A 12,284-nucleotide genomic window follows, 5' to 3' on the forward strand; every position below is an offset into this window, starting at 1 on the left:
GAGCAAGTGCCTCTACCGCGGAGAGGCATATTGAGGGTTTAACCCAGGCCAGCGCAAGAAAAACCATGATTCACACACGTTTTATGTCCCTTAACCCGCATGCTGCGATCTGGGGCGCCAACCGCCCGGAGATAATCAGGGTCTGCGGCCAGCCCCGAATTGGAGGGAGTCATCAGCACCTGATAATCCCGGAAGCTGCGCAGATCCGGGATGATGAGCTCCGCTAGGTCACCGTAGCGCAGGTGGCGGTAGAGGTGACGGTCATCGGCCGTGCCAAACCCCTCCCCGGCGCGCACCGGCATCCACTCGAAGTAGGCCTGGGTGGCCTGGGCTTTCATGGCAGGAAAGTCATCATGAATGTCGATGGAGTTGCCCGTGGCGCCTTCACGCCAAGAGTTATCCGCGAACTCGTGATCATCCCAGATGGCGATAAGCGGCTTGGCTGCCAGCAAGTCTGCCAGGTCCGGATCCGTGTGATAGTGGCCCTGCCGGATGCGGTAATCGGTCAAAGTGGTGGTGCGCTGCGCGGGCTCTACACGGCGCACCGTGGTCTTATGAGCCGCACCGTACTCCCCGCTGGCGTACTCATAGGTGAAATCTCCCAGGTGCAGCGTGAACTCGAGATCGTCTCGGTCCGCCATATCGCGGTAGGCGCGGAAGTACCCAGCCTCATAATTCGAGCAAGAACATACCCCGAAGCGCAGCCGCAGAAGCTGTGCATCCACCGCAGGGGCCGTGCGGGTGCGTCCCGTCCGCGACACTGCGCCGCTGGCGGGACCATCCAGCACGCTAAAGCGAAAGAAATATGTGGTGGCGGGAGCGAGCCCTCTGGCCACCACCTTGATGGTGTGGTCGCTGCCCGCATCACTGAAGGTTTCCCCGAAGGCCACGAGGATTCCAAAGCCCGGATCAGAGCTTAATTCCCAGCGCACACGAGTGGACGGCCCTAATCCGGAACCCGGGTGAGCCTCCGGGGTGGGTGTCACCCGAGTCCACAACACCACGCTGTCCGGGTAGGGATCTCCCGAGGCCACCGAATGCGCGAATACCGGGCTCGCCTCCGCAGCTAGGGCAGTTCGCGCCCTAGCGCCGAAGATCCCAGCGGCACCTGTCGCCGCGCCTGCGCCGAGGAAGGAGCGCCGGGAAACGCTACGAGTTGGGGCGGTCTGAGATCTCTGCCAAGACGTGGTCACGTTCGGGGAGAGTACCCCGCCCACTCACACAATGCTGACCGGGAACGGGCAGGTCAACTAGATTTTCCACAAGTTTTACCCAAGACATAACCGGGGACATACTCGGTTCATAAGACATTAAGGCGCCAGACACGACCGCCTGCCCCGCAGTCCGGGCAACAAAGTGTTCAGCCCTTCTTGGGTAGGGTGGGGCACTCCATTGGCTACGGATTCCGGTGCCCATAAACCAAAGTTCCTAGATTCTAAGGAGAAACTCTTCCTATGAGCCGCAACATCCCCTTCATTTCCGCCGCACAGGTATTTGCCAGGCTCTCCCCCGCTACTGCTGTGGAGATCATCCGCCGCACGCTCGCCACGGGCTATGAGCCCTCCACCAACCCTCCCCGCCAAGCAGTGCCCATTCCGCATGGCCAGCTGCTGACCATGCCCTCCTCCACGGACACCGGCGCCGGCATCAAGGTGCTTACAATCGCTGAACAAAGCCTCGGCGAAGGCATTCCGCGCATCCAAGGGCAGTACCTGCTTTTCGACGGAGCGACGCTTTCCCCACGCGCTATTATCGACGGCGCCGCCCTGACCACGTTGCGCACCCCCGCACTGTCCCTGGCCGGGATCAGCCAGCTGCTCGAGGAAGAGGATACTGCGCTGCCCACCGTCATCTTCGGCACTGGGCCTCAAGCCCGGGGGCACGCCGAGGCCTTGAGCAGCTTTATCAATGGCCGCCGCGACATCGACATCACCTTTATCAGCCGATCTCCCGCCGCCGACCTAGACAATTGGCAGAAGGCGGGAAGTGATAAGGCTCGGACCGCACTCGCGCAGGCAGAGCTCGTGATGTGCTGTACCACCTCCGCTGAGCCACTCTTTAGCCTCCCGGAAGCACGCCAGGACTCGATCATCGTGGCAATGGGCTCCCATGAGCCCCATAAACGCGAGCTCGGCTCCGATGTCATGGGCAGCGCACAGGTCATCGTCGAGGACACGGCTAATGCTTTGCGCGAATGCGGAGACGTCATCCTGGCCATCGAAGAAGGCAGCCTCGAGGCCGGCTCGCTCATCGAATTCAAGGACATCGTCACCGGCCGGCATAGCCTCAACCGCGAGAGCCCCGTGGTATTCAAGACCTCCGGTATGGGCTGGCAAGATCTGGTCCTGGCCCAAGCCATTGCTGCTGCAGCAGAAAAGACCCCACCGGAAGAACCGGAGGGGTCTTAGGCCAGCTACGTGGGCTGCTAAAGCAGCGAAAGCATTACCACCAGCCGAGCACCTTGAACCATAGGCCGCCGACGACGAACCAGATGACGAGGGAAGGAATCGAGCACAAGAAGCTGTACCCCCACCACTGGCCGGTCGAGTTATAGCCGGAGCCGAACAGAGCCGGGCCGGGGCCACCCGAGTACTGGGTCAGGCCCATGTTGAGCAAGGCCGTGTAGGCCAGTGCCATGGCCGCCAAGGTGGGAGGAGCGCCCAGGGCAATTGCCGTGGCAAGGAAAGCCGAGTACATCGCGGCAATGTGCGCAGTGGCAGAGGCAAAGAGATAGCGGGTGTAGAAGAAGACCAGAATCAAGATGAACAGTCCGAGCTGCCAGGACAGCCCGCCGATGGAGCCAGCGATGGAGCTTGCGATCCAATCGACCACACCATAAGTGTTCAGAGCTCCAGCCATCATGACCAGCACGGCGAACCAGAAGATGGTGTTCCACGCGCCCTTTTCTTTGATGATGTCATCCCAGGTCATGATGGAGGCCAGCATGAGGATAACCAGGCCAATGAAAGCGGAGACGGTGGCGTTGATGCCGAAGACCATATCCCCTACGACCCACAGGAAGAGCAGCAGCACGAAGTCCGCGGCCAAGATGGCCTCAGCCCGCGACATGGGGCCCATTTCCTTGAGTTCTTTCTTGGCAAACTGGGCGATCTCAGGAGAATCCTTGATCTCTGGCGGATAGACCTTGTAGAGGAAGAAAGGAATGGCGATGAGCGCCACGATGCCGGGGACAACAGCGCCCACAAACCATGAGGTCCAGGTGATATGCACGCCGTAGTCGGCGGCCATGGACTGCATGATGGGGTTGCCAGCCATGGCGGTCAAGAACATTGCACAGACAATGGCGTCAATCTGCGAGATGGCAATGGCCAGGAAGGCACCTGCCTTGCGCGCTGTGGGGCCGGCCTCAGAGCCATAGGCCGAGGCGACCGATTGCATGATCGGGTACATGATTCCGCCACCACGCGCGGAGGCAGAGGGAACGCCGGGGCCAATAACGACGTCGGCAAGCGCGAAACCATAGGCCACGCCGATCATCTTCTTGCCGAATACCGAAACGAAGAAGAGCGCGATGCGCCGGCCAAGCCCAGTCTTGATGACGGCCCGAGAGAGGAACATCGCGATGCCGATGAGCCAGATGGTGGAATTGGCGAATCCCGAGAGCATTCCGACATCGCCCTGCTCGGCCTTGATGGGGGTCAGCCCCAGCAGACCGGAGAGGGTCAGCGCCACCAAACACACCGCACCCATGGGCATAACCTTGGCGATGATCGCCACAATAGTGGCTACGAAGAGTGCCAACATGTACCAGGCGCGGGGCTCCAGGTCACCAGGAATCGGAATGAGCGCGATGGCTCCTCCGACCACGAGGGGGATGAGGAGCTTCTTCCAATTGAAATACAGCTTTGCTGTTGTTTCGGGCACCGGTGTGGCTTTTGGTGCCTTAGTGGGGGCGGTCATGAAAGTATCCATTTCCTCGGAGTTTTCTGCACGACTTCTACGGTACTCCGCAGGTCGTTGCTAAGAAACCGTACGAAAATCCCATTAGTCCTCACAGTCCCCCACCGCACAATTTTTGTTGCATTTTCCCACATAAACGGGCATCCTGCAGCCCTTCTATGTGGTTGCTCACAGCCTCCGAAGGCGCATAAACGCCCTCGCATATGGGGCGCGAGGGCGTTGAAAATTGCCTTTTAGGACTCAGTCATAGTGGTGCCACACTAAAGGCGGAGGAAAGCCTTAAGGGCTGGGAATGCCTTCAGAAGCTGCGGGAGGATCGCACCGAGCGCGCCGACCAGGCCCAACGCCCGCCAAGGCTGCGACGAGGGCTCCCACGACGCTACCGGCAGAAAAGTCGGTGGAAGAAGAACCAAGAGATGACTCCGTAGGCGGGGTCGGCTGCTTAGGCGCACAATCACCATGACGCACCTGCGCGGAACGCAAGGATACGCCGTCAGTCGCGGCATCATCCGCCCAGAGGAAGCTGGTGACGGTAACAGTACCGCCGGCTTCGCACTCAACTTGGTCTGTGTGGCTGGCAAAACCCTCGTTTGCGAAGTTGCCCATCTTCTCCGGACGCTCGTAGATCTTTCCATCTGACTCACTGAGCTTATTTCCGTCCCAGTTCAACACCTGGGAGGCGCCCCCGCATATCTCGTCACAGAGGACACTGAGCTGCTTGGAAGCCGCGCTGTAATCAAGTGCCATTACTCCCTTGAAAGGCGAAGAATATCGCTGCATAAGCCTCGGCTCCCCCTGGCTGAGATCGACAACGAGGACGTCACCGGTCTCCTCGACACCGGCGGCGAAGACGTCATCCTCCAGCTGCGCGAGCGCCTCCAAGCCGCCATTAGGCTGAATATCTCCCGTGAACTTCGCGAGGTTCCGCTCCTGCTGTGCGTTCTGCGTGCCCTCCTTGCCAGTGGGGTTGGCAAAGCGAAGAATCGAGGGCCGGGAAGCCTTCTTATCTTCGTTGTTGCGCTCGGTGGCCAGGTAGATATCGCCATTGCGCGCGGCGACTATGCCTTCCGCGTCCGGTGCGCCGCCGCCTTCTGGGTAGCCCGTAGCCCACTGTCCGGCGAGCGCGTAGGTGTCCGTAGCCGCGTCATGATTGAGCTTGTAGATATGACCCTTGTCATTGTTGGCAATCCATGCGTTGCCCTCCGCATCAAAGTCGACGCCGGACATATCCTCGCCCGCGAAGTCTCCACCCAGATCCAAGGGCTTGATGTCTACGCCGTGGAAAGGAAGCTGTGCATCGGGCTCAAGCCCCGGCTCCTCAGTGCCTGCGGCAGCAATGTTGCGCGCTCCGGGGGTTGAAGCGCCGGTCTCCGCAAACTGGCCCACCATATCTGGAATGCGCCCATAGGTGTACTCGGCGTGCTTGCCCAGCTCTTTCCATGAGTAGGAATCAACCACGGCACCCGTTGCATCACTAAGTGTCACCGAGTCATCCTTGCCAAGGCCGAAGTGATCTTCCCCGCCATAGGTGTTGCTCGTCGAGGCATGATCCTTCGCCTCAGTGTAGATAACGTAGTAGCCGCCGGATTCAATCTCGGTGCCCTCTGGCAAGACGATGGGATTCTTGCCCTTATCATCCACCAAGCTCCAACCGGAGATGTCCACCGAGTTGTTGGTGTCCTTATTGGCCAGTTCAACGAAATCACCGATGGGGTCTCCATTGGACTCCACTTCATTGACCACGACTGGGGAGCTCGTGACCTCGGTGGCACCTGCCGCCACGACGCTGCTGCACAACACTGCCGACGCCACCACCGGGGCTGCGAGGAGACTGAACTTCTTCACTATTGACCACTTTCCAGGGAGAGTAACTTTTCACGAACCTCAACAAAGTATCGGAGGTCCATGATCAGGAAATGATCCCTAGGAAAACACTGGGTGAATCAACTCTCACTTTCTGTCACAGTGAAGGGATGACTTCCGCCGCAGCGCCGCTGACGTGCAGCGCTTGACCGTCACGCAGCAGCAACAGCGGATATTTGTCCCCGTAAGTCTCAACGATGCGCGCAATCAACTCGGCCGGATACGGGGGAAGCTTTCCGTCTGCGTGAGGAACGATGACCTTGTCAATGAGGCCGAGCCCCCTATCACTGCTGAGCCCAGGCGCGACGTCACGACTGTCCATCAACTCCGCCGGGGTCACTGACGGCCCCGTAATGATCGATCCTGCACTGCACCCTATATAAGGCAATCCCGCTCGCACGCGCTCTGCAAGGACGTCCCCCGTGCCGTTGGAACGCAATGCCTCAAGCAAGAGAAAGGTTTCCCCTCCTGCTACATACACGGCATCGAGGCTGCCAAGCACCTCGGCGAAGGAAGCGGCAGTTTCCCTCCGGGCAGAAATATCTACCAACTCGTAGCCCAATTCCGCAACGCCGGTGCGCTCCGCAGCCGCGAAAGGCATCCCCTCCGCTGCATCGGTGATGTATCCGAGGCGCAGTGGCCGGGCGAGCCCACCCACGCACTGCTCCAGAAAGGCTGGGACTGCGCCCACGTTAAGGGACAACAGGAGCATATTCATGCCTGAACGCTATCATTACCGGACTCACCTAGCAGCAGTGCGAGCCAATACTGTACCCGAATACGAGAAAATCCTCTCCCCACCCGAAGGTGACGAGAGGATAATCGGAAGTTGGTAGCGGGGGCAGGATTCGAACCTACGACCTCTGGGTTATGAGCCCAGCGAGCTACCGAGCTGCTCCACCCCGCGATGAGATGACTTCCATCCATCTGCGCTACACCGAGTAACTAACCTTTTAAAGTTAAGCCCTCTGTGCTGGCGACTTCTGTAACTATACATAAGGAAGCGGCACCCTCCCAAATCAGCCGGTCAGGTGCCGCTTTCACTCTTTGAGCAATCAGTCACTACTTGGAAAGTGACTGGTACGCGTCAACTGCCTTGTCGAGCTCATCGAGTGCCTTGCCGTATTCCTCGAAGGAACCATTGCGGGCGGACTCGACCTTCTTCAAAGCATCATTGATCTTGGAAATTGCCTCGCCCTCGCTGGAGGAAGAAGGAGCAGTAGCCGGCTGAGCAGAATCCGCGGGCTTTTCATCCCCTTCCTTGGCAGCAGAGGCATCCCCGCCGTCACCGCTAACCTCCTCGATGCTTTGGGCAGCCTTGGCATCGATGCCAACCTGCTCCAGCGCCTCGGCGATGGTCGGTGCGTAGCCAACCCGTCCCTTATAGGAGACGAGTACGCGCAGCAGCTTCGGGAACGCAGACTCTTGGCCCTTGCGCTGCGAGTAGATGGGCTCGACGTAGAGAATCTCTCCCCCACCAACCGGCAATGCCAGCAGATTGCCGTTGTGCAGGTCGTTGGAGCCCTCCCACAGAGTGCGGTCACGCGCGACCTGGTCCGAGGACATCATGGCATCCTGCGCCTGCTTCGGACCCTGGGTCTGAGTATTAGTGGGAAGGACACGCACGGTGAACTTGCCATAAGTCTCCGGGTCGGAGGAAACAGCCATGTGTGCCGAGAGGAACTGACGGTTAAGTCCACGATAAGAGGTGATCAGCTGGAAGCTAGGTTTGCCGGTCTTGGGATCGGCGGCCATCACGTAGTACGGCGGCTGGTTGAGGCCTTCATTTTCGCCGGCAGTAGGATCTTCAGGAACGGACCAGAATGCGTCGTTGTTGAAGAATACCCCTGGGTCATCAACGTGGTAGCGGGCCAGAAGCGTGCGCTGAACCTTAAACATATCCTCCGGGTATCGGAAGTGATCACGCAGCTCAGCCGAGATATCAGAGTTGGGCTTCACCACGTTGGGGAACACGCCCTCCCAAGCCTTGAGGACTGGGTCTTCAGTGTCGAACTCGTAGAGGTCTACCGTGCCGTCGTAGGCATCAACCGTAGCCTTGACCGAGTTCCTGATGTAACCAACGTTGTCATTGATGAGGCGCTGGCTCGTGCCGTCCGGGTTCTGAGCATCCTGCGTAGTTTCCGTCAGCGAGGTGCGCTGAGAATAAGGCAGGGCGTCAAGGGTGGTGTATCCATCAACTATCCACTTGATGCGGCCATCAATGACGGCAGGATAGGTGGAAGAGTCCGTGGTCAGCCAGGGGGCAACCTTCTCGACGCGCTCACGCGGGTCACGGTCATAGAGGATCTTGGAATCCTCGCCCACTCGATCCGAGAGCAGGAAGTTCATCTCCTGGTACTTAAGCGCATAGGCGGCGCGGTCAAAGACGTTTCCGATGGAGACTCCGCCCGTTCCGTCATAGGTGTAAGTGGAGGAATCGGTGTCATACTCAACCGGTTCATCACCCGTCTGTCCGACGATGGCATAGTCCAGTCCATCCTGCGCCGAGGCGATGACAGGACCGAAGTAAGTGCGCGGCTGGTCGACGTGGATGCCCAGGGATTCCTCAGCATCCTTGGTCTCTCCCTCACCTTGGGCCTTGCCGGCCTTGGTCTGAAGATCGGAGACTGTAAAGACGGGGAAACCACCGCGGGCAGATCCGGCGTCACGCGCTACTTCATCGACGGTATTTGCTTGTGCGGCGACAAAGCCGTTGCCGTGGGTATATACAGTGTGGCGGTTGATCCAGTTCGACTGGTTCTCACGCAGCTCATTGGGATCTAGCTCGCGCGCGGCGACCACGAAGTCCCGCATCTCGCCATCGACCTCATAGCGGTCCATGGCCAGCGGGCTGGGGAAGCCGTAGAAGTTCTTCAGCTGCTGCATCTGAGTAAAGGTCGGAGGCAAAACATCCGGATCAAGAAGGCGCAGGTTGGAGATCGTGGCGGACTCGGAGGCTACCTCAGAGTCAGCGACCTCGCTAGCGCCCCAGTTGCGCTCGTAGGTCACGTCCTCATCGGTGAGGCCATAGGCGTAGCGCGTGGACTCAATGTTGCGCCCGATGGACTCCGCTTCCTTGGCCTGACGGTTAGGCTGCACCGAGAACTGCTCCATGAGCAGCGGCCATGCCTGACCGATGATGAGCGAGGAAAGGAGCATCAACACAACCGCAAGTCCGGGGATGCGAAGGTCCTTGACTACGAGGGCCATAAACAACGCGATTGCGACGAATACGGCGATGATCATCAAGATAATCTTCGCCGGCAGGTAGGCGTTGATGTCCGTATAAGAAGCACCGGTGAAAAGTGCGTGATCTGCGTAAAGCAGCTCATAGCGCTCGAACCAGTATTTTGCTACCTGCAGGAGCATCCAGATACCTGCGGTCACCGCGAGCTGGACGCGAGCAGGACGGGAGATGGCACCGGTGATGCCTGCGGAACGGTTACCAATGCGGATGCCGCCGAGGATGTAGTGTCCAAACAATGCGATAAGGAAAGCAACTGCAGTGAGCACCGACAGCGTGCTGACGAGCAGCTGCCACATGGACAAGCTAAAGGCATAGAAGCCCAGATCGTTGCCGAACTGCGGATCTTCAACGCCGAAGGGGTGACGGTTGAGGAAGAGCAAAACGTCGCGCCATGCGGACTGGCCCAAGATGCCGGCGACGATGCCAACGATGAAGGGAACCACCCGGAAGAAAAGGTGCATGCCCTTCTCAATGGAACGGCGATACTGATGCACCGGAGAATTGAGATCCCCGATATCGAACTCATCAGGGCGCCCACGCCAGGTTAGGTAGCCGGCCAGCCACACGACGGCGCCGCTGACGAGCGCAAAGACCGCGAAGAGGACGATGCGCGCGAGAATTGTCTTGGTAAAGACGTTGCGATACTCGATTGCCCCGAACCACCTCCAGTCCGTGTAAACGCCGACGGCCAAAGGCCCGACGAACAATAGGATGGCTATGATAGCCACGACCCACGTGAGCGCACGAGGGGGTCGCTTCATAGGGGCCGCGGGTTGGGATAGTCCAGAGACCAACGCCAGCTCCAATCAAAATCGTATGAATATTACCGGTATAGACTTCCAGCTTAGGGAAGCAATACACAGATAACGAATAAGGATGTTTATGAGTTCCCCCGGAATCTCCCAGCCCGCTCTCAACAAGGCCATGCGTGAAGCCGTCGAATTTGTCCACGGCGAGGGCTGGGACGCGCGGCCTTCCCTATTCGCCCTCGTGCCGACCGAGCTGCTGGCAGAGCAACTAGGCCAATGGGACGAGGCGGATGATTCACCGCTGACTCTCGTGGTCCAAGATTCTCTTCCCGACAACATCGAGCCTGGTTCCGAGCAACTTGCGGACTACGTATCGCGTTTGGCCTGGCCTCCCGAGGTCGCGGGGGTCATCCTCGCCCAGGAAATTGTCTTTCGCGATACATCGAACCCCGCAGCGAAACCGAGTCCCGCCCGCCTGTTCTCCGGTGTCCTCCGTGAGGAAGGCGTGGAGTTGACGCTGCTTCAGCTGCGCCCGACCGAGGAAGATCTGGCGCAGGCAGGCCCCTTCGCGCAGGACGAGATCCAGTTGCGGGGCGGGCCGGACGTGGCGCCGGGGATCATCGCCGCCCTTCGATACGGTTTGGAACAAGAACCGGAAGAACTCGACTAGACTAATAGACCGGGTTGCCTTTCCGGCGACCTCGCAAAAGGCACCAACACTTAAGTACGTATGCAAGGAGTCCTATCGTGCGCAACCTCGCTGTCCACCGCTTGACCGGCGCCGCCGCGCTCGGCCTCTCCTTGGGGCTGTTTCTGGCGGGTTGCTCCACCCGAGACGAGGATCCCGCCGCATCCGACTCCGCTACCCCGGAGACTACGGCCAGCTCTACCTCTGCACAGGACTCTTCCGCTAGCGCTTCATCCACTGAGGCTTCCGCCTCTGAATCTGGAAACCGTTCCGAGGAGGCGGCTTCGCAAAGCAGCGAACCTGCAGACTCCACGCGCTCGGAATCCCGGCAGGTCAAGTCGGTGGCGGATGCACAGAAGATCTTCGGCTCGCTTGCCCCGGATACGGTATTCGCCGAGTTCGATCGCTGCGATCCAGCCGGGGTCAAAGATTCCTATAACTGCTCTGGCCCGGAAATTGGCCAATTCCAGTTCTTTAAGTCGCAATCCAAGGCCTCGCAGACCACGCAGGTGCTCACCGAGCTGCGCAGCTCTCGCGTCGTGGAAGATGACGGCGACCGCGTCGTGGGTTGGTCCACTCTGGGCACTACCGCGGTCATCACCGTCGTAGATAATAAGGAAGGACTGGTGATGCAGCAGATGATTTCGACCGACCAGGAAGATCCCGAGGACAGGATTAAAGAGCTAGGCCTCGCTTAGGCTTCGTCCCTTCGCCGGGGACTTCCTCTACCCCGCCTGGCAGGTCTCTACAGGTTTTCCTTGGGAGAAGTTGTCCATGGCGGTGGTCGCATCCTGCAGGCTTTTCACCTTGGCTATCACCATGTCTCCGTTTGCGCCCTTGGTAGCCTCCGCGCAGTTGTCTGCCGGGGCTAAGAAGATCTGCGCCCCTGCTTCCTCGGCCGCCCGCACCTTGTGTTCGATGCCTCCAATGGGCCCCACGGTGCCACTTTCGTCGATCGTGCCAGTTCCGGCCACGAACTTGCCGCCGTTGAGATCCCCGGGGGAAAGCTTGTCGATGACCGCGAGGGTGAACATCATTCCCGCCGAGGGGCCGCCAATGTCCTGGAGATTGTAGTCCACGGTGATGTCCTCCGCAGGCTCAGACAGCATGCTCAGGCCGAGGAACGATACCTTCTTATCAGCAGGCGAGGAACCGAGGGTCACCGCACTTGTGAGCTCTTTCCCACCCCGCAGAACGCTCACCTCTACGCTGTCGCCCGGCTGTTTGGCGCGGATGCGATCTTGAACCTGCCCGGGCTCGGTCACTTCCTCGCCATCGATGGCTGTTACTTCGTCGTCTTTTTGAATCTTGCCTGACGCGGGGGAACCATCAAGCACGTCGACGACCTTAATCTTTAGAGGAAGGTCGAGATAATTCATAGCCGCTACGGTGGCGGCAGATTCAGACTCGGTAAAAGCCTGCTTGTTGGACTGTTCTACTTCCTCATCAGTCATATTCTGCGGAATGACGATCTCGATGGGCACGATGGTGTCATCCGTAAACAACCAGCGGCCAAAGGCCTGTGCAAGAGTCATATTGGTACGCACGGACACGGTGGTCATATTTAGGTTGCCGTCTGTGTCATAGACGTGCGGGGCTTTAACCGCGACTACCTGCACTCCATCGACATCCCCCAGCGTATTCACCGTGGGCCCTGGCCCCTCGGCCGCGTAGGGAACAGTCAGGGAGATGTCTGTTCCCGGAATACGATCGATACTCACCAATGCTCCGGTAAGCACGACGGGGATAGCACCCAAGACGAGGGTGCGGCGTCGACGGTTTGCTGCTGATTTCACGAGGCCTTAGCCTACAACGT

General features: G+C 59.2%; 9 protein-coding genes and 1 tRNA gene. 3 read left to right on the top strand and 7 right to left on the bottom strand.

Annotation, left to right across the window (positions count from 1 at the left end; genetic code table 11):
* Window positions 1–38: 38 nt before the first annotated feature.
* A complete protein-coding gene (locus B2696_RS01410) occupies window positions 39–1,193 on the bottom strand; it encodes an alkaline phosphatase D family protein (RefSeq protein ID WP_286953556.1) in 1,155 nt (384 codons plus the stop codon).
* A 261-nt stretch (window positions 1,194–1,454) separates the two neighbouring features.
* On the opposite strand from B2696_RS01410, the gene B2696_RS01415 reads away from it, so the two are divergent.
* Window positions 1,455–2,408 carry an ornithine cyclodeaminase family protein gene (locus tag B2696_RS01415; protein ID WP_075729369.1) on the top strand — a complete coding sequence of 318 codons (954 nt, stop codon included), beginning with the start codon at window positions 1,455–1,457 and terminating at the stop codon, window positions 2,406–2,408.
* A gap of 34 nt (window positions 2,409–2,442) precedes the next feature.
* On the opposite strand, the gene B2696_RS01420 is transcribed toward B2696_RS01415, so the two are convergent.
* The 5 genes from B2696_RS01420 to B2696_RS01440 form a co-directional block, all read right to left on the bottom strand.
* Entirely contained in the window at window positions 2,443–3,921 is a 1,479-nt protein-coding gene (locus B2696_RS01420; RefSeq protein WP_075729368.1) for a DASS family sodium-coupled anion symporter, read from the bottom strand.
* Window positions 3,922–4,200: 279 nt separating this feature from the next.
* Entirely contained in the window at window positions 4,201–5,766 is a 1,566-nt protein-coding gene (locus tag B2696_RS01425; protein WP_286953561.1) for a lamin tail domain-containing protein, read from the bottom strand.
* A gap of 115 nt (window positions 5,767–5,881) precedes the next feature.
* Window positions 5,882–6,502: a Type 1 glutamine amidotransferase-like domain-containing protein gene (locus tag B2696_RS01430; RefSeq protein WP_075729365.1), complete on the bottom strand. Its 621-nt coding sequence runs from the start codon at window positions 6,500–6,502 to the stop codon at window positions 5,882–5,884.
* A 112-nt stretch (window positions 6,503–6,614) separates the two neighbouring features.
* A tRNA-Met gene (locus tag B2696_RS01435) sits at window positions 6,615–6,691 on the bottom strand.
* 155 nt (window positions 6,692–6,846) lie between these two features.
* Entirely contained in the window at window positions 6,847–9,792 is a 2,946-nt protein-coding gene (locus tag B2696_RS01440; protein WP_075729364.1) for a UPF0182 family protein, read from the bottom strand.
* Between the two features lie 121 nt (window positions 9,793–9,913).
* Between B2696_RS01440 and B2696_RS01445 the strand changes: the two genes are divergently transcribed.
* The gene (locus B2696_RS01445; protein ID WP_075729363.1) at window positions 9,914–10,450 is read left to right on the top strand and encodes a PPA1309 family protein; all 537 of its coding nucleotides are present in this window, start codon (window positions 9,914–9,916) and stop codon (window positions 10,448–10,450) included.
* A gap of 77 nt (window positions 10,451–10,527) precedes the next feature.
* Window positions 10,528–11,166, top strand: coding sequence for a beta-N-acetylglucosaminidase (locus B2696_RS01450; RefSeq protein WP_286953565.1), 639 nt, complete (start codon window positions 10,528–10,530; stop codon window positions 11,164–11,166).
* Between the two features lie 27 nt (window positions 11,167–11,193).
* Here B2696_RS01450 and B2696_RS01455 read toward each other — a convergent pair whose 3' ends face one another.
* Complete coding sequence (locus B2696_RS01455; protein WP_286953569.1) at window positions 11,194–12,264, bottom strand: YlbL family protein; 1,071 nt, start codon at window positions 12,262–12,264, stop codon at window positions 11,194–11,196.
* Window positions 12,265–12,284 lie beyond the last annotated feature (20 nt).

The sequence above is a fragment of the Corynebacterium sp. UBA4397 genome, from assembly GCF_002390965.1.
GTDB lineage: Bacteria > Actinomycetota > Actinomycetes > Mycobacteriales > Mycobacteriaceae > Corynebacterium > Corynebacterium flavescens.